The 19,221-nt window shown below is 43.1% G+C and carries 17 protein-coding genes; 9 read left to right on the top strand and 8 right to left on the bottom strand.

Going from position 1 to position 19,221, the window contains the following annotated elements; all coding sequences use genetic code 11:
* Positions 1 to 310 precede the first annotated feature (310 nt).
* The 5 genes from CXF69_RS04795 (at position 311) to CXF69_RS04775 (ending at position 5,127) form a co-directional block, all read left to right on the top strand.
* Entirely contained in the window at positions 311 to 1,387 is a 1,077-nt protein-coding gene (locus tag CXF69_RS04795) for a polyprenyl synthetase family protein (RefSeq protein ID WP_102078190.1), read from the top strand.
* A gap of 71 nt (positions 1,388 to 1,458) precedes the next feature.
* Positions 1,459 to 2,277 (top strand): DUF72 domain-containing protein, encoded by an 819-nt coding sequence (locus CXF69_RS04790; protein WP_102078189.1) that lies wholly within the window; start codon positions 1,459 to 1,461, stop codon positions 2,275 to 2,277.
* 266 nt (positions 2,278 to 2,543) lie between these two features.
* The gene (locus CXF69_RS04785) at positions 2,544 to 3,629 is read left to right on the top strand and encodes a DUF262 domain-containing protein (protein ID WP_102078188.1); all 1,086 of its coding nucleotides are present in this window, start codon (positions 2,544 to 2,546) and stop codon (positions 3,627 to 3,629) included.
* Positions 3,629 to 4,126, top strand: a complete 498-nt coding sequence (locus CXF69_RS04780) for a HEPN domain-containing protein (RefSeq protein WP_102078187.1) — start codon at positions 3,629 to 3,631, stop codon at positions 4,124 to 4,126. Before CXF69_RS04785 ends, CXF69_RS04780 begins: the two co-directional genes overlap by 1 nt.
* A gap of 260 nt (positions 4,127 to 4,386) precedes the next feature.
* A complete protein-coding gene (locus tag CXF69_RS04775; protein WP_102078186.1) occupies positions 4,387 to 5,127 on the top strand; it encodes an SDR family oxidoreductase in 741 nt (246 codons plus the stop codon).
* Positions 5,128 to 5,255: 128 nt separating this feature from the next.
* Here the strand turns inward: CXF69_RS04775 and CXF69_RS04770 are convergent, their stop codons facing one another.
* On the bottom strand, positions 5,256 to 5,885 hold the full coding sequence (locus tag CXF69_RS04770; RefSeq protein WP_101205324.1) for a superoxide dismutase: 630 nt from the start codon (positions 5,883 to 5,885) through the stop codon (positions 5,256 to 5,258).
* A 552-nt stretch (positions 5,886 to 6,437) separates the two neighbouring features.
* Here CXF69_RS04770 and rdgB point away from each other — a divergent pair.
* A complete protein-coding gene (gene rdgB, locus CXF69_RS04765; protein ID WP_101205323.1) occupies positions 6,438 to 7,091 on the top strand; it encodes an RdgB/HAM1 family non-canonical purine NTP pyrophosphatase in 654 nt (217 codons plus the stop codon).
* Positions 7,092 to 7,622: 531 nt separating this feature from the next.
* Entirely contained in the window at positions 7,623 to 8,966 is a 1,344-nt protein-coding gene (tig, locus tag CXF69_RS04760) for a trigger factor (RefSeq protein ID WP_101205322.1), read from the top strand.
* A gap of 153 nt (positions 8,967 to 9,119) precedes the next feature.
* Here tig and CXF69_RS04755 read toward each other — a convergent pair whose 3' ends face one another.
* The 7 genes from CXF69_RS04755 to CXF69_RS04725 form a co-directional block, all read right to left on the bottom strand.
* The gene (locus tag CXF69_RS04755; protein ID WP_101205321.1) at positions 9,120 to 9,869 is read right to left on the bottom strand and encodes a HupE/UreJ family protein; all 750 of its coding nucleotides are present in this window, start codon (positions 9,867 to 9,869) and stop codon (positions 9,120 to 9,122) included.
* 50 nt (positions 9,870 to 9,919) lie between these two features.
* Positions 9,920 to 10,609 carry an urease accessory protein UreG gene (ureG, locus tag CXF69_RS04750; RefSeq protein ID WP_101205320.1) on the bottom strand — a complete coding sequence of 230 codons (690 nt, stop codon included), beginning with the start codon at positions 10,607 to 10,609 and terminating at the stop codon, positions 9,920 to 9,922.
* A 57-nt stretch (positions 10,610 to 10,666) separates the two neighbouring features.
* Positions 10,667 to 11,461, bottom strand: a complete 795-nt coding sequence (locus CXF69_RS04745) for an urease accessory protein UreF (RefSeq protein ID WP_101205319.1) — start codon at positions 11,459 to 11,461, stop codon at positions 10,667 to 10,669.
* Positions 11,451 to 12,089 (bottom strand): urease accessory protein UreE, encoded by a 639-nt coding sequence (gene ureE / locus CXF69_RS04740; protein ID WP_101205318.1) that lies wholly within the window; start codon positions 12,087 to 12,089, stop codon positions 11,451 to 11,453. Before ureE ends, CXF69_RS04745 begins: the two co-directional genes overlap by 11 nt.
* 162 nt (positions 12,090 to 12,251) lie before the next feature.
* Positions 12,252 to 14,435 (bottom strand): urease subunit alpha, encoded by a 2,184-nt coding sequence (ureC, locus tag CXF69_RS04735; RefSeq protein WP_101205317.1) that lies wholly within the window; start codon positions 14,433 to 14,435, stop codon positions 12,252 to 12,254.
* 56 nt (positions 14,436 to 14,491) lie between these two features.
* Positions 14,492 to 14,794 (bottom strand): urease subunit gamma, encoded by a 303-nt coding sequence (gene ureA, locus CXF69_RS04730; RefSeq protein ID WP_057761815.1) that lies wholly within the window; start codon positions 14,792 to 14,794, stop codon positions 14,492 to 14,494.
* A gap of 118 nt (positions 14,795 to 14,912) precedes the next feature.
* Complete coding sequence (locus CXF69_RS04725) at positions 14,913 to 15,941, bottom strand: urease accessory protein UreD (RefSeq protein WP_101205316.1); 1,029 nt, start codon at positions 15,939 to 15,941, stop codon at positions 14,913 to 14,915.
* A 911-nt stretch (positions 15,942 to 16,852) separates the two neighbouring features.
* Between CXF69_RS04725 and clpP the strand changes: the two genes are divergently transcribed.
* Together clpP and clpX are read left to right on the top strand one after the other, a co-directional pair.
* Positions 16,853 to 17,479: an ATP-dependent Clp endopeptidase proteolytic subunit ClpP gene (gene clpP, locus CXF69_RS04720; RefSeq protein ID WP_197411852.1), complete on the top strand. Its 627-nt coding sequence runs from the start codon at positions 16,853 to 16,855 to the stop codon at positions 17,477 to 17,479.
* Between the two features lie 187 nt (positions 17,480 to 17,666).
* Positions 17,667 to 18,941 carry an ATP-dependent Clp protease ATP-binding subunit ClpX gene (clpX, locus tag CXF69_RS04715; protein ID WP_101205315.1) on the top strand — a complete coding sequence of 425 codons (1,275 nt, stop codon included), beginning with the start codon at positions 17,667 to 17,669 and terminating at the stop codon, positions 18,939 to 18,941.
* The last annotated feature ends 280 nt before the right edge of the window (positions 18,942 to 19,221 follow it).

Genomic DNA, 19,221 nt, shown 5'->3' with positions numbered 1-19,221 from the left:
AGTGCTAGCTATTCAGTGTAAGCATTCAGTACCATTTTTCTACGGTAATAAGATGAACGTGCTAGCCTAGCTTGCTCTTTTATCAGAACATATTCAACCAGAGAGTGACATCATCCATCGGTAACGAAATCTTGTCGTTATATTGCAGCTAAGATTGCTCTACTTTCGAATAGCCTTCGGCAGAAAAATGCAAAAAACAATCAATTGATACCGTGTGTCACATAAGCGATATGACTGATCATGCTACACTAATAGCGTTTTTACCTTATCCCTAATAAGTTTTACTGTATCCCTGATAAATGGTTGGATTATGACTGTTTCCCTTACTTCTAGCACTACCTCTACTGGCTTCATCCCTTCTAACTTTGTCTCTTTTCAAAGCACTGAGCAGTTTCATGGTGCTGTGCGCGAGCAATTGGCGCAAGATATCGAGGTCTTGTTTGCTTATGCCAAGCTCCCTAGCCCGCTAGTAGATGCTTGCCACTATGTCATGACGGGTCAAGGCAAACTGGTACGCCCACTGATGGTTGCCAGCGCTTTTGCCAGTATTAATAACAGTAATAATGAACGTACAGACGAACCTAATGATGATATCGATACTCTCGATGCTGATCTGGACACGCTACTAGAAAACGACTCAGACTATGATATGTCGCGCCGTGCTGCATTGGCGGTAGAGCTATTGCATACTTATTCGTTAGTGCATGATGATTTGCCCTGTATGGATGATGATGAGCTGCGCCGTGGTCAGCCGACGGCTCATATCGCCTTTGATGAAGCGACGGCTCTGCTGGCAGGAGATGTATTGCAGACACTAGCCTTTGAAGTACTAACCGCGGAGATGCCAACCTTTGCGCCATTCGATGCAAATATCGCAAGTCAGCTTATGGCAATATTTGCGCCGCGCGCCAGACGCATGGTGTCAGGTCAAATGCTAGACCTCAATGCCGAAGCCAGTGCCAATATTGCACAGGATGATTTAGAAGCCATTCACCGTGATAAGACAGGGGCATTGATTGAAGCGGCGATGCTCATGGGCGGCGTCTGTGCTGGTGCAACGGCCCCACAGCGCATGGCATTGCAAGAATGCGCGCAATATATCGGTCTCGCCTTTCAAGTCCAAGACGATGTGCTAGACGTCACCATGACGACAGATACACTTGGTAAGCCTGCGGGTAGTGATGAAAAACTAGACAAATCTACCTATGTAAAACTAATGGGTGTCGATGACGCGACCAGCTATGCGCAATCATTGTTTAATGACGGGCGTGCAGCCATTTCTCATGAACTACATAGTCGTGAGCTTAGCGACAATGAAGATACCGTTGGCACAGATAATGATGCACTACTGGCACTGATTGAATGGCTCTGGTCGCGTAAAAAGTAGCTTGTCAAATAGCAGTCGAAAGTAGATATCTTAGTAAATTTTATTACCCAAAACGGCAATGAGTGGTCAACATGGACAGTTCCCCTACCCCGCGCATTTACCTCGGCACTGGTGGCTATAGCGATACCGATTTGCTCGGTACGCTGTATCCCACCGGCACCAAAAAAACCGACTTCTTACGTGAGTACGCCAAACAATATGGCGCAGTCGAAATCAACAGTACCTTTTATGCGCCCATCGGGCAAAAAGCGTTCGCGGGTATGGTCAATAAAGCCTACGTGCAAGCCGACAGCCAGTTAAAGTTTGCCGTCAAACTGCATCAAGACTTTACCCACGCTCGCAAAGGCACACCCGAGCATGCACAGGCATTTCTAAACGCCTTATCCCCGCTTATCGAAGCAAATGCTTTAGCGCCATTATTGCTTCAGTTCCCACACGGTTTTGACCGTACTCGCGAGCATCGTCTGTATCTGGCCAATCTCGTCAGTTGGTTTCAAGACTATCCACTCGCCATTGAGTTTCGTCATAATGGCTGGCACACACCGCAAGTGGTTGATAGCTTCCAGCAGCAAGGTCTCATTTGGTGTAGCGTCGATTATCCCAAAGTTAGCGGACTGCCACCATCACGATTGATATTTACTGAACGCACTGGCTATCTACGTATGCACGGCAATAACCTAAACTGGTGGGATGCGATGAGCGCGGCTGATCGCCATGATTATCGCTATAGTGAGTCGGAGATGCAGGACTGGGCACAAGCGATTGCCAACCAGCGTCAGCATTTTGATACGCTCTATATTTTCTTTCAAAACACTGTAAATGCACATGCTTATTATAATATTGCGATGTTGCGTGAAGCGTTGGGCAAGTTTGGGTTTGAGGTTTTGTGAATACTTACATTACAAGGCTATCACTACTAAAATCTAGCCTAATGCGAATACAGCATAGTATTATATCCAAGCTTTATTTATGTTATAGACATTAACTCTTCAACTCTATTCAAGAGAAAATCTCAATTTTTCTTGACAGCTATAGGCGTTAAATCCGAAGAGTATGGTATTTTACAATAGCTCATTCAAGTCTACTAACCAATATCATACTATACAAATATATATAAAGACTTCCGTAGTTTAAACAACGATGTTAAGAGAATAAAATGACTATAGACTATAACGATGGGCTAGAAGAGCTCCAAAGTGAAAATAATGACCTCGAAGCAACACCGGCTGAGTATGAGGTCATTACTTACCCTGCTGATTATACTTTAGAAGGACTAGTTTCTAAATTTAAAAAGGGCTCAATGACAGTACCAGGTTTTCAACGTAACTACGTATGGAATATCAAACAAGCAAGTAGACTAATCGAATCATTCTTGCTTGGACTGCCCGTCCCTTCGATATTTTTGTTCACTGATGAAGCTAATAATGAACAGTTAGTGATAGATGGTCAGCAAAGACTAATGACTGTAGTATATTTTTTCGATGGTTATTTTGGTGAGCCTGACTCGAATAACAAAAGAAAAGTATTCCATTTAACAGGACTTAACGAAAAAAGCCCTTATTACAATAAAACTTATGCCGACCTTCAAGAATCAAATCAGCTAGCTTTCAATAAGCTAAATGATAGCGTCTTAAGAGCATTTATCATTAAGCAGATAACACCAAACGGAAATACTAGCATTTATCATATTTTTGAACGGCTAAACACTGGTGGTACTCAACTAGTCGGGCAAGAGATCCGAAACTGTGTATATCATGGTTCGTTCAATGACCTTTTGTGCGAGCTCAATGAATATGGAAATTGGAGAAAAATATTTGGTAGCGTGACTCCGCATAAAAGACAAAAAGATGTAGAGCTTATTTTACGATTTTTTGCATTTTATGAAAATGGAGAGAATTATGAACGACCAATCAAAGACTTTATGTCCAACTACATGAGAGATAATCAGGAAATAACAGATATTAAGTATCGAAGACTAGAAGAACTATTTAAGAAAACTTGTGATGATATTGTAGATACTTTAGGCGAAAAACCTTTCCACATATGGTCTGGCTTAAATGTAGCAGCATATGATTCGATATTCACAACTCTAGCAATTCATGGTTTTAAAGATAATCTAGCAGAATCATATGAAAAACTTAAATCAGATGAAAATTTCGTCAAGGGTGTGCGAGGAGCAACAGCTGATGAGTCAATCATTGAGTTGCGAATGAACCTTGCTAAACAATATTTGGTGCAATAATGCTATATCAAAGAATTGAGAATGCACTAAAGCTCTGTGGCGAGCATATAGCTAGCTTTGACTCTAGTGAGGCTAGATATAGAGAGGTAGAAACGTACTTAGTTGCTGGTCTCGTCTTGTTAATTGTATCAGAATATGAAGACCACCTTGAATCCGTATTTGTTAAACGAGCTGAACAGTGTGGCGATTTACACGCTATAAATTATATAAAAAAGACTCTGTCACAGAAATTTAGAAGTCCTGACCTTGGAAAAATTAACGAAACTTTGAATAGGTTTGATAATTCGTACAAAACTTTATTTTTCAAAGATATAGAGAATTCACCAGAACATGCAGCTTGGGATTCCTTGCTTAAGGCTCGTCATGCAGTTGTACATAAGAAAGGAACTTTGAACCTCACATTTCGTGAACTTCAAACCAACTACCTTTTGACGAAGAAAATTGTTCGTGAGGTTGAAACTGTTTTGAATGTAAATACTCAAACTGATTTAGTATAAGAACGATGACAAAAATTTATACTACAAAAAGGACGCCTCACAGCGTCCTTTTGTCTTATCCAAACCCTCAGCAACGCAAAATTTTTATCTTTCAAACCTACAGAAACCCAGCTCATACACTTATCTAAAAACAAGCATACAGAATCGTTCTACTTATTCGTTTTGCACACTGGTAACTTATATCCTACTAATCAAGAGACATCAGTCAAAACGCAATATAAGCGTACTGATATTCACTGATAATATTGGAGAAAGTATCGATGACAACACTAAAAAATAAAGTCGCGATTGTAACCGGTTCATCAAAAGGTATCGGCGCACAGATAGCCTTATCACTTGCAGAATCAGGGGCTAAAACCGTCATTAATTATGCAAATGATGATTCAGCAGCGAATGATATCGTAAGCCAGATTAAATCAGCAGGTGGTGAAGCCATTGCCATTCAAGCTGATGTCAGCAATACCAAGCAAGTCGAAGCAATGTTTGATGCCACTATCAGCGCGTTTGGTAAGCCAGATATTTTGGTCAATAGCGCAGGCATAATGATTAATAAACCCATTGCCGAGACCACCGACGAAGACTTTGATCGTATATTTGCTATCAATGTAAAAGGCACGTTCAATACATTGCGTGAAGCTGCGACTAAACTCAACGACGGTGGTCGTGTCGTAAATCTCTCAAGCACAACCACTCGCATGCTGCTACCTAGTTACGGCACCTACTGTGCGACCAAAGGCGCGGTCGATCAGCTAACCCGTATATTTGCCAAAGAAGTTGGCGCGCGCAACATCACGGTCAATGCAGTATCTCCCGGCCCTACTGATACCGAGCTATTTCATCAAGGTAAATCGGATGACACGGTAGAAAGACTTGCTAGCATGTCACCGTTTAATCGTATCGGTGAACCAGTCGATATTGCTCATGTGGTAGCATTTTTGGTCAGTGAAGAAGCGGCTTGGGTTACTGGACAAAATATCGGTGCAAACGGTGGTATTGCCTAATAGCGATGCTCTATCAAAAATATGTTTTGATCAGATATCAAAATAGAAAGCTATTATAGAAAGTTATCACAAAAAAAAGGACACCTCTCGGTGTCCCTTTTTTCAATCAAATACTTAGTCGTTAAAGATTACTCTTCAACGCCAGCATCTTGACCTTTATATTTTGCGTTTGCGTAGTCCCAGTTCACTAGCTTGTCTAGGAACGTATCAACATAGTCAGGACGACGGTTACGGTAATCTACATAGTAAGCGTGTTCCCATACATCACAAGTCAATACCGCTACTTGGTCATGTGCAAGTGGGGTGTCAGCGTTAGCAGTTTTGGCGATTGACAATTTGCCACCGACTTTATCAGCAACTAGCCATGCCCAACCTGAACCAAACTGAGTCAACGCTGCATTTTTGAACTCTTCACGGAACTTGTCGTAGCTACCGAAATCTTCTTCGATTTTTGCTTTTAGATCGCCAGTAGGTTCGCCGCCGCCGTTCGTTGGCGTCATGCAGTTCCAATAAAACGTGTGGTTCCATACTTGAGCTGCTTGGTTGAACATACCTTGCTTGCTGTCATCTTTAGCAGTCGCTACGATGATTTCTGGCAATGTTTTGTCTTCTAGACCAGAACCTGGCAACATGTCTTTTAGCTTGTTTACATAAGCAGCATGGTGCTTGTCATGATGATACTCTAGCGTTTCGGCACTGATATGTGGCTCTAGTGCGTCTTTTGCATATGGTAGGTCTGGTAAAGTAATGTTTGACATAATTATTTTATCCTTGCTGTTTAGCCGTTAGTTTATAAAAACTTGCTTATAGAAACTGGATTTTACGCTATTTTTACACCGTAAAAAACACTATAAAATAGCGGACTAAATTGGCTGAGTTTATTGTTTGAAATGAACTTTATCGCTTGATACACGGTACTGCTCAATACAATATCACGTATCATTATGAATCCAAAATTAACCTAGCGGTTACTTATTGCTATTATTCTTCGCCAAAAAGCCAAGTCTCTGACTTTATAGACTTTTATTAAATTAATATTCACAAGCTATAAGATATAATTCACTGTAGCTTGGTATCTATTATAGCAATAGTGACCAATAATATCAGTTACCAAATGTTATAGCCCGTACAATCTGTATAGCGATTGGTTATTTATTAAGCGGTAACTGCATTCACTCTAAACTCATGCGTTATCATTGTTAGTATAACTACTTCAATCGACAAACAATTTACCGATTAACGCTACAGAAGATAAATAAAGCCTACTCGAATAATAATTTTTCATCATTTTCATATAACGGACTGACTTTATGAGTATTACTGATACCTCGTTAACTGCTACCCATCCGACATCTGGCAACCAATGGGTACTGGCCAGTAATAACAAAGGCAAGTTGGCTGAGTTTAAACGGCTATTTGCCGAAGCGAACTTGGACGTGACGATTGTCCCGCAAGGTCATCTCGATATTGAAGACGCCATCGAGGATGGTCTAAGCTTTGTGGAAAACGCTATTATCAAAGCCCGTCATGCGAGCCGTATCAGTGGACTGCCTGCTATCGCTGATGATTCAGGACTGTGCGTGCCTGCACTAGGTAATGCGCCAGGTATCTACTCTGCTCGCTACGCTGGTGAGCACGGCAACGATAGTAAAAACAATGCCAAGCTCGTCGCTGACTTGCAACCTATCCGCGCAGCGAGTCCAGATGCTCCGATCAAAGGTATGTTTGTTTGCGTACTGGCAATGGTACGTCATGCTGATGATCCGTTACCAATCATCGCCCAAGGATTATGGCATGGCGAGATTTCAGAGACAGCGCATGGTGACGGCGGTTTTGGCTATGATCCATTGTTTTGGTTACCTGACTTGCAAGCCAGTGCGGCTAGTCTAAGCGCTGCTGATAAAAACAGCATCAGCCATCGTAGTCAGGCAATCCAGCAGCTATTGGCGCAGATACCTTTATAAGTACCTTATAGCTATTCTATCTATAGCTATCCGTAAGTGCGCTTAATGCTCATAATGCGCTTACAACCTTATCGCTGTTTTTTATCCGTTATCTTATTTATTGAATACGAATATGACTGATTTTTTATATAAAATTAAGCCATACAAGAGCAAACAACATAAGGAAACATGCCATCAAAGAGATAATTTTTACTTTAATAAACAGATAGATTATACTGTTCTACTTTTAAAATTTTATTGAAAGCCGTTATTTGTCTGTATAATTGAGCAAAAAGCGTTATTATGCGGTACATTAACGGCTTATTATTGATATTTGGTAGCGTTTATTAAAATAAAGCGTTTCACATTTTTGTGTCAGTAGCGATTGCTACAGGCATGGGCTGCGAAATTGCGCGCTATCAATATCCCCTATTTTATTCCAGCGGCAATCAGCAGCACGCGCCCGTATTTTGCGGCACGATTGTCTATTACCATTTAACCCTAAGTACTATTTAATTCAAAGTACGATTTAATCCTAAAGGTGTAATTAACATGGCTACAGATTTACAAGTCACAACCAACAAGCTATCTAATAAAGAAACTCAGCTAACGGTTAAAGTACCCGTTGAAAAAATTCAAAACAAAGTTGAAGGCCGTATTCGCCAAGTAGCGAAAACTGCCAAGATTGACGGTTTCCGTAAAGGTAATGTCCCTATGTCACATATCCGTTCACAGTACGGTGCTGGCATTCAACAAGAAGTCATCAACGATGTGATCCGTGATACCGTTTTTGAAGCGATCAAATCTGAAGACATCCGCGCAGTTGGCATGCCTAACATCGACGATGTAAAACTAGAAGACGATTTCTTGGTTTATCAAGCCACTGTCGAGATCTTCCCAGAAGTTGACGTCCAAGGTATCGATGAAATCGAAGTTGAGCGTCACACGGCTAAAGTTAGCGAAGAAGACGTCGACACAATGATCGAAAACCTACAAAAACAACGTGAAGAGTTCGTTGAGAAAAAAGGTAAAGCGGCCAAAGACAACCAAGTAACCTTTGACTTTGAAGGCTCAATCGACGGCGAAAAATTCGAAGGCGGCTCATCTGAAGACTTCAAATTGGTCATAGGTAGCAACCAGATGATTCCAGGCTTTGAAGATGGTATCAAAGGCATGAAAGCTGGCGAAGAAAAAGTGATCGACGTCACGTTCCCAGAAGATTATCAAGCTGAAAACTTAGCGGGTAAAGAAGCGCAATTCAAAATCAACGTAAAATTGGTTGAGAAATCAAAATTACCTGAAATTGATGATGCGTTCCTAGAGCTATTCGGTGTTAAAGAAGGCGGCGTTGAGAAGTTGAAAGAAGACGTGCGTAAAAACATGGAACGCGAAATCAAGAACGCAGCGCGTAGCCAAGTAAAACAAGCGACTTTTGATGCGCTACTAGAAAAGAACGAGTTTGATGTGCCAAACGCCATGCTAGAGCAAGAAATCGAGCGTCAACGCAACATGATGATGCAACGTTTTTCTCAGCAATTCGGTGCCAATGCTGATAGCTTCGATAAAGACATGCTGCCAAATGAATTGTTCGAAGAGCAAGCGCTACGTGCTGCCCGTCTTGGCATCATCGTTGCTCGTGTTATCGACACCAAAGGTATCGAAGTGGACCAAGACCGCGTTGAGACTTTCATTAAAGAAGCCGCTGAAAACTATGAAGATCCAGCAGAAGTGATCGAGTACTACACCACTGATAAGCAACAGCGCGCGAACATTGAGTCTGTCGTTCTAGAAGACCAAGTGGTTGATTATCTAATCGAGCAAGGTAAAGTCACGGATAAAGAAGTGAGCTACCAAGATTTGCTAGCTGCTCAGCAACAACAGCAGCAAGCAATGTAATTAATACGACAAGCTGTCTTTTGAGATATGCTGTAGTCGGTTATCAAAACTAAAATGCGCCCCCGACCTTTTGATCGGGGGCGCATTTTTTATGGCGTTCGCTAGCTAAGTAAGTTCAGCAGCAAACATCGTACTTGTACTATAAAGCGCGCTTTATACCAAAACAGGTGCAAATACGGCGCTCAATCCTAGCAGCACTAGTCCTCGCTGTAACCACAAGCTATCACTAAAGCGTTGCTGCAACTGCTGACTAACCAGCGTACCAACTGCATATAGCGCTAGCATCGTGACCATCATCCCTGCATAAAATCCTAGCTGACCGCTCACACCGACATTCGCTGGTACTTCCATCGCGTGTGCCATGCCATGAAACACTGCCAGACCACCAAAACCAAACAATGACAGCCGCTGAATACTTGGCGTGCGTGCTGTATGGGTCTGAGCAGAGAATGCTTCTTGTCTGCTTTTTTGGCTCATCAAGACCATAGCCAATACGACTACCGACAGTGATATTGCCACTTCAATTAGCCCAGATGATGCAACAAATGCAATACCGCCAATCAGCACACCAGCCGTGCCCAATATCGCGCCTAATGACAACCCTGCCGTCAATGACATCATGCCTAAGCGCTGCTTTTGCAGGCCATAAAACAACATGCCCATGCCGACTGCTAAAAACAAATGATCAAGGCCAGTTACTGGATGCATCAGTCCTGCTTGCAACGTACCCAAAAATGACGGCGCTTGCGCGGTAGTCGAGTGAATATGACCTGAATGCGCCTGCGCCAATGACGGTAGCATTAGTGACGTCATCACAGCCGAACCAGATACGATATGAGGAGCTGAGAGCACTTGTGAAAAGCGAGAGCTTTCGATATGAAGACCTTTTGTACACTGTGTCATGCGGTTTTTCCTTATTCTTTATATTTTAATGGTAAAAGCTCATCTGCTCTTTAGGCAAGCATGCCATGTTCTTTAATAAAGGCGATAATCTCATTTAGCCCATCACCCGTTTTCATATTGCTAAAAACAAAAGGTTTGTCGCCACGCATTTTTTTGGCATCGCGTTCCATCACTTCAAGCGAAGCACCAACCATTGGTGCAAGGTCAGTCTTATTAATAATCAACAAATCAGACTTGGTAATGCCGGGGCCACCTTTACGAGGTATCTTATCGCCTGCAGAGACATCAATGACGTACAAGGTCAAGTCAGACAACTCTGGGCTAAATGTCGCAGCTAGATTGTCGCCACCTGACTCAATGATAATCAACTCCAACCCTTCAAAAGTCGCTTGTAGCTCAGCAATCGCAGTCAGATTAATAGAAGCATCTTCGCGGATAGCCGTATGCGGACAGCCGCCCGTCTCTACGCCGCGGATACGCTCAGCGGGCATGGCATCATTGCGGGTCAAAAACTCTGAATCTTCTTTGGTATAGATGTCATTGGTCACCACTGCCATATTGACCGTATCACGCAGGTTTTGGCATAGCCTTAAAGTCAAAGCAGTCTTACCACTACCAACTGGCCCGCCAATACCAAGGCGTAAGCACGATAAGGCAGAAGATGGTTTCTGGCTATCACTATCAGTTTGTACATCTGATGCAACATTAGAGTTTTTTGGTTTGAGCGGAGTTAGAGACATATTAATTTCCTAAAACAGTTTGTATATTAATAAGTATAAATAGAAATAAAGATAAAATTATGAGCGGAACAACCGACTGTATTGCTCCTCGTGCATGCTCGAAAGAATAGCCAAATTGGGCAAGTTATTCGAGATATTAAGCGATTCATAGAGGTCTTGGCATAACTGCTGACAGTCTGGTTCTTCACTTGTATCTAAGGTATCCATAGTATTTATCGATGTGATTAAAGCATCGAAAGCCTGTTGCACATTAGCGCTTAGAGCATCAACCTGAGCACCCAGATCGCTTTGCAATTGCCACAGAATACGCTGACCTGCCATTTGTCCTAGCGGCACTGTCTTGACAGCGGCGAGCACCATATTCTCTAATTGCGCAAATCCATAAGTAGTCATCGACTGCGCTAGTGGCAGTTGCCAATGCTGAGCAACATGAGCAAATAGCGGTAAAAACCCATCTTCAGGTATTTCGGCCGGTATGCCAAGACTCAGGACTTCGTTGAGCCAAGACACCATTGCCTGTGCCAATTGCTGCGACTCCAGTACAAACTCTTTACTCTCGAGACCAGCATGATAATCATGTGCCAGATTTGCCGCTAGCGCTTCATGACCTTGGCTGAGCGCACACATTATTAGCCCTAATACGGGCAACTCGTAGCCAATCACTGCAAGCGCTAGATAGTCCTGCATAAATGTAAGCGTACTGGCTTCATCAGAGACAACCCCTGACTCAATCGCTGACTCCACACCTTGCGAATAGGTATAACTACCAATCGGCAAATTGCTCGATGCCAGCATCAGTAGCTGTCCAAGTTGGGCAGATTGAGCAGGCTGAGCACTGGTATCAACCATCATTTGAACGACCTACAGGCGCATCATGATGGCTATGGCTATGGTGATGTCCGTGGCTGTGGCTTTCGTCATGGCTATGACTTTTCTTATGACTATGAGAGTCACTATGCGAATGTGCATGGGAGTGAGAGTGGCCATGCGCATGCCCTTGTCCCGTTTGATAAGCGCCCGTTTCAGGCTCAAAAGGCACTGACGTAGACTCGATATGTAGACCAAGATTTTCTAACATTTGTGCAAGTACATGATCGTTTTCAAAATATAACGCATAGCCTGCATTACCCTGATCAAAACTGTGGTCAAACATCAATGGCACATGACGGTTGCCCAAGTGATAAGCGCCTTTCATTAGTAGAAAATCATCTGCAGCCGTCACTTTGGTCACCGCTTGCGGCTTGGCGATGACTTGCATCAACTCCCCTGCTGCATTGATAAGGACATCATTTCCTTTTAGTACACCTGTACGAGGCAAGTCAACACCAACTGCCTCACCTGAAACAGTAATGGCTCTAAAGCGAGAATGCTGACGAGTATCAAAGTTTAACAGCAGATAATCATCGGCTTGATACTGTTCTGCCAATTGCGCTTTTTGGACATCGCTAAGCGTACTTAAACGGGTATTAAATATTTTCATTATTCTTCTCTGGCTGTTGTTGCTCAAACTATTGGTCAATAGTATTGATGGTAAAAGTGTTGGGAATAAAGATACGATCTCATTCAAGAAACCAACTGACTATTGGTATACATGGTTTATGGCTCACTGTCCTAGAGCTCTTATAAACGTGCATCATAAGCTTTAAAATAAGAAGTAACGCTGTGCCATGGGTAATACATCAGCTGGCTCGCAGGTCAGTGTCTTACCATCGGCACGTACTTCATAAGTCTCAGGATTGATATCCATATCTGGGCAGTAGCTGTTAAAGCGCATATCGCTTTTACGAATTTTACGGATGCCGTGTACTGGCTGAATGACTTTGGTCAACCCAAGCTGCTTATCCACTTGTTTGTCGATCGCCGCTTGCGACATAAAGGTAATGCTGGTCTGGGCAACCGATTTTGGATATGTAGCAAACATAGGACGATAATGCACAGGCTGAGGAGTAGGAATAGAGGCATTAATATCGCCCATCGGTACCGCAGCGATAAGCCCGCCTTTGATGATGCACTCAGGCTTTACCCCAAAAAACTTGGGCGACCATAGCACTATATCTGCCCATTTACCTACTTCGATTGAGCCGACCATATCGCTGATACCGTGAGTAATCGCAGGATTTATGGTATATTTTGCGATATAGCGTTTGATACGAAAGTTGTCGTTATCCGCGCTTTGGTCATAGTCTGTCAAAGTGATGTACTGTTGCTCATCCTCAATGTTCGCCGTTGCATCTGGCGCTAGATGGCCACGTTGAACTTTCATTTTGTGCGCGGTTTGCCATGTACGGATGACTACTTCACCCACCCGCCCCATCGCTTGCGAATCACTACTCATCATCGAGATAGCACCCAAATCATGCAAGATATCTTCTGCGGCGATGGTTTCTTGACGAATACGGCTCTCAGCAAAGGCCACATCTTCAGCAATAGCAGGACTTAGGTGATGACAAACCATCAGCATATCGAGATGCTCATCAATGGTATTGACGGTGTATGGTCGCGTTGGGTTGGTTGAAGATGGCAGCACATGCGACTCGCCAATAGCCTTTAGAATATCGGGCGCATGGCCACCACCTGCCCCTTCAGTATGAAAAGTATGGATACAGCGGTTTTTAAAAGCAGCAAGTGTACTCTCTAGATAGCCACTTTCATTTAAAGTATCGGTATGAATGGCCACCTGCACATCATAGTCGTCAGCGACACTCAAGCAGTTATCAATAGCTTGCGGTGTTGTACCCCAATCTTCATGTAGCTTCAGCCCCACGGCACCTGCTTCGATTTGTTCAGCAATGGGTTCTGGTACACTCACATTGCCTTTACCCAGTAGTCCAATATTCATAGGGATACTATCAGTAGACTTTAGCATTGAGGCAATATGATACGCCCCTGGTGTACAAGTAGTAGCGAGCGTACCTTGAGCTGGCCCTGTGCCGCCGCCCAGCATCGTAGTTACCCCTGACATAAGCGCCGTCTCACACTGCTGGGGCGCGATAAAATGAATATGACTATCGACGCCACCTGCTGTCAGGATTTTGCCTTCGCCAGAGATGATTTCGGTAGCTCCGCCAATAGGAATATCAATAGCGGGCTGGATATCAGGATTGCCCGCTTTGCCAATGGCACTGATACGACCATCTTTGATACCAATATCCGCTTTATAGATGCCTGTATAGTCAACGACCAATGCATTGGTAATAACCGTATCGGCAACTTCCGCGCCTAGTAACTGTCCTTGTCCCATGCCATCACGGATGACTTTACCACCACCAAATTTGACTTCTTCGCCTTTTATCTCGATAGGTTTGCTAGCACGCTCACCGTTTTGCAGTGCTGCAGCCTGATCAGTATCCTGATAACTGGTCAAGTCAGCCTCAACCTGTAGCCACAATTCCGTGTCGGCTAGGCGAACCTTGTCACCTGTGGTAGGACCAAAATGCTCAGCATAAATACGACGACTGACTCGCTTCTGCGAAGTAGTGGTTACCTTTTTATCAGTAGTGCTCTCTAATGCTTCGTCTGGATGAGCGGCGCCCATGACGCGCCCAGCAAAACCATATACATCTTGCTTGCCAGCGTATGCTACCAATTCTACTTCCCGCGATTGACCAGGTTCAAAACGTACGGCGGTTCCAGAGATAATATTGAGACGAAAACCCCGAGTCTGCTCTCTCTCAAAACTCAAGGCATCATTGACTTCATAAAAGTGATAATGCGAGCCGATTTGGATAGGTCTATCACCAGTATTACTCACACTGATGGTCTGCACCTGTCGCCCTTGGTTTAAGATAATATCGCCATCTTGGATATGGTATTCGCCTGCTTGCATGGTAGCCGCCTTATTTTATAGTGAGCATTTCAGTGCTATAACAATGGTATACAGCGTTACACGATGGGATTATGTACCGTGACCAGTTTGGTGCCATCAGGAAAGGTCGCCTCGATTTGCACTTCATCGACCATCTCTGCCACCCCTTCCATGACATCATCAGCAGACAAATACGTAGCACCTTCACTCATCAGCTCGGCGACTCTTTTACCGTCTCGTGCGCCTTCCATCAGCAGCATACTGATATAAGCGATGGCTTCGGGATAATTGAGTTTAACACCGCGATTTTTGCGACGCTCAGCCACCATACCAGCCGTAAATAGCATGAGTTTGTCTTTTTCTGTTGGGGTCAGGTGCATGACAATTCCTTATTGTACTTATCATTATATTTATAGCAGATTAGAGGTTTTCAAAGCATTAAATATCGATTAAAAATAGTCGCAATATATCTTAGTTTCATTATTAAAAGTGGCCGTATTAGGTGTCCCAAATACGTGGACGACAAGGCTCAAGTTGCCACCAATGATCTCGCAAGACTTCTCTTAGCTGATAAAACGCTTCAAAACAACCTCGTACATCTGAGCCAATGTAGCGGATATTGATCGCTTGGCAATTATGAGTGCAGTAGACAGGCAGTTGTGCTTGAGCAATTACTTGTCGTAATGCTGCTACGGTATTGTCTAGATAGCGGGTTAATGACTGCTTGATAGTTGCTTGGGCTGTTTCGGTCGATTGCGTGGTTTGTGACGCGGAGAGTGCAAGATTGTCATGGACATCGATTAAGCTTGGTACTGCCCAAAACGATCCATAAATATGCTGGTTTGCTAATCCTAAATTTGAGGTAAACCAGCGATTTTGTGCTGCCTGTGCCACTCGCTCAGCAACGACAACCTTACCATCTCGGTAGATGTTCAATCCAGTATGATAATGCCCTTGCAAAAACTGCTCGTCGTAAGCTTGCCGCCCAAATACGCTAATCTCCCATGTTAGTAGACTAGAGGAATCTGTCAAATCGAAGCGACTCACTGCATGCATATTGGCTTCGTTATAAATGATACTCTCTTGCAGCAGCCATTCTAAACGGGTATGTGCTGCGAGGTTTGCCTGTACATGTTGGCTTGCATAGGCAGCTATTTCATTTTGATCCATACTTTGGTGAGTGTCGTTGGCGCCCAACGGAGCTTTATGTTTTTGGCTAACGCTGTCCTTGCCGTACCACTTACCTGCCCCTGGTGTGGTGATAACAGCGTGGCTACCACTATCTAAGTTTAGGTCTATGGTCAACGTATCGCCACCTGCGATACCGGCTGGCGGGTACAACATTAGTATGTGACAAATACCCTGCTGTACGCTTGGCTCAGGATATAGAGCACGCTGTACCATCAAGGCACCTGTATGCTTACGATGATAAAGCCGCGTTTTTGAGTTATCAGCCGTACCTTCTTTGGCCGTACTTGTACTGCTAACAGTGTCAAAGCTTAATGCTAAAGAAGAGGCCCAACTCATTTTATATACTCATTTACCAATTAAATATGTTTCAGTATTTTGTATGACAGCTATCATTTGCTATGTGTTAAGAACCCTATTGCCAATCGTTAACTACAGTACATTAGCGACAGTAATATCAGAATAATAACGGAGAAATACAGCGTACACCATTTATCGTGCCTATAGCGCACCACGATAAATAAAAGCGTCAATGTTTTTATTGATACAAGCACTGTGCCAACTCTTGATAGCAGATAGTCAAATAAAAACCTTACCAACTCAAAACTTTGATTTGTCTGTGCTTTTTCTTTTTTGGATTGGACGATAAAAATAACCGTATATTTCCAGCTATTTTCTAAACGTTTTTTGAGCCTTATCTATTTATAAAATCAGCAGATATTTGCACCAAAACGGTACATTTTGTCCATAACGGTGCATTTTTTAGCGTTATTGTTAGCGCAATACTCTCTGAGGACATTAGATAAGCAAAAATACTAAACGCATAACTATTTGCAGGCTTAGTCAGTAAGATAGGTGGATTATAGGGCTATTAATCAGGTATTCTATGTTAAAAAGTCAGGTCAGACATGATTTACGCTATTTGTATCGATACAGATACTGTCGATATCTGTACGACTTGATAATAGATAAGATAGTATTTATCTACTTCTAGACGTATTTTTAGTATCAGTTTTAATATAAGTAATGAGTCCTAGCAATATCGGAGGGTCACTTTTTCACCTATTTTATGCACAAACCAGTTTTGTAGGCTTGAATAGTGAGCGCAGCCCCCTTATAAACAACCCATTAGTCAAAAACTACTAGACAATAAAATCATTCAATCCATTTTTATTTTATACATTTATCGATAGGACTTTTCTATGACAGATTATGATCGCATCACTGCCAACCCGCATTTTGATATGCTGATGAGTGCGCACAAAGAAGTACAGACCACACAAGCGGCTTTAGTACCTATGGTGGTTGAACAGTCCTCACGCGGTGAACGCTCGTTTGATATTTTTTCACGTCTATTACGTGAGCGCGTTATCTTTTTGACCGGTCAGGTCGAAGACAACATGGCTAACCTTATCGTTGCCCAGTTGCTATTCTTAGAAGCTGAAAACCCTGACAAAGATATCCATTTGTATATCAACTCACCAGGCGGCTCAGTAAGCGCTGGCTTGGCTATTTTCGATACCATGAACTTCATCAAACCTGAAGTATCTACTATCTGTATGGGCGGTGCTTACAGCATGGGTTCATTCCTATTGGCCGCTGGTCAAAAAGGCAAGCGCTATTCACTTGCTAATGCTCGCGTTATGATTCATCAGCCTTCAGGCGGCGCGCAGGGTCAAGCAACAGATATCGAAATTAATGCTCGTGAAATCCTTAAAACTCGTGCACGTCTAAATAGTATCTTAGCTGAGCGCACTGGTCAGCCAGTAGAAAAAATCGAAAAAGACGTTGAGCGTGATTATTGGTTAGATGCACAAGAAGCCAAAGAGTATGGTTTGGTTGACGAAGTATTAGAGCGTCGCCCCGAGTCTTTGTAATCTAAGCATTAACGTGATGCCTCTTCATCGAGAGTGCAGTCATAAGACCTTTTATAGTTTATTTGCCGTACGATAAACCGTTATCAATGTCATACCTGATCTATTGGAAGGTATGACCATTGAATGAATACGATAATTGACATACTACAAATAAACTAACCAGTTTTAAATTTTAGGAGCGCCTTTTATGGCAGAAGATAATACCCCGCAGTGTTCGTTTTGCGGTAAAGCCAAAAGCGATGTACAGCAACTGATTGCTGCTGACGATGCCAATATCTGCAATGAATGTATCGAGCTATGTACTGACTTAATCGCAGACAGCGCAGAGCACGGTGATGACGATAGCGAAGTAGATACTTCTTGGGTCAATAAAAAACTACCAACGCCAAAAGAGCTGCGTGCCAAGCTTGATGAATATGTCATCGGTCAGGACGCTGCCAAAAAAGCATTGGCTGTTGCCGTCTATAACCATTACAAACGTCTAAAAGTTAGCCAGACGCTAGCCAACGACAGCAAAAAAGCCAAGATCGGCGCTGACGATGCAATGGTAGAATTGGCTAAGAGTAATATCTTGCTAATCGGTCCAACTGGTTCTGGTAAGACGCTACTTGCGCAAACCTTAGCTCGTCTATTAGATGTACCTTTTGCGATGGCTGATGCCACGACCTTAACCGAAGCTGGTTATGTTGGTGAAGACGTTGAAAACATCGTACAAAAGCTACTTCAAGCTTCTGACTATGATGTGGCCAAAGCTGAGCAAGGTATCATCTATATTGATGAAATCGACAAAATCAGTAAAAAAGGCGACAACCCATCTATCACGCGTGATGTGTCAGGTGAAGGCGTGCAGCAAGCGTTGCTAAAGCTAATCGAAGGTACTGTAGCTGCTATCCCGCCGCACGGTGGTCGTAAGCACCCACAGCAAGAGTTGATCCAAGTTGATACCAGCAACATCCTAATCATCGTTGGTGGTGCATTTGCTGGACTTGATAAAGTCATTCAGCAACGTACCGAAAAAGGCGGTATTGGTTTTAACGCCGATGTTAGCTCAAAAGACGACAGCCGTCGTAGCTCAGACTTGCTACAAGAAGTCGAGCCAGAAGATCTGATCAAGTTTGGTCTGATTCCTGAGCTGATCGGTCGTCTGCCAGTACTTGCGGCACTGCAAGAGCTAGATGAAGCAGCCTTGGTACAAATCCTGACCGAACCTAAGAACGCACTGGTAAAACAGTACAAGTACTTGTTCGATATGGAAGGTGCTGAAATTAGCTTTACCCAAGGAGCACTAGATGCCATCGCCAAAAAAGCAATGGAGCGTAAGACTGGTGCTCGTGGTCTACGTTCTATCGTAGAAAATGCGCTGCTTGAGACCATGTATGAGCTACCTTCTATGGAAAATGCTAAAACTGTAATGGTTGATGCGGACGTTATCAATGAAGGTAAAGTACCTAAAATTGCTTAAGTTATAATTGTTATAAATAGTCCGTTATCATTAGCGGACTACTAAAAAAGCGTCTGGCTAAATAAGCTCAGGCGCTTTTTTTATGCCTATTATTTAATCAAGTTATCTGTTAGATAGCTTGCCTACTAGATAACTTGCCTACTGAAAATTGGCGACATTCATTACTTCTGTCCTGAAATGACAGCAGCGTTTATCAATCGCGAGTAAGCATCAGTGCAAACCATGCTAATGTAGATAGTCTGTTTTGACCTTTATACTTTATTTCTATATACCACTATAT

Origin of the sequence: Psychrobacter sp. Choline-02u-9, assembly GCF_002836505.1 — a bacterium.
In the GTDB taxonomy this organism is placed as follows: domain Bacteria; phylum Pseudomonadota; class Gammaproteobacteria; order Pseudomonadales; family Moraxellaceae; genus Psychrobacter.
The sequence above is the reverse complement of the archived record's forward strand: the minus strand, read 5'-3'. Positions and strand labels throughout refer to the sequence as shown.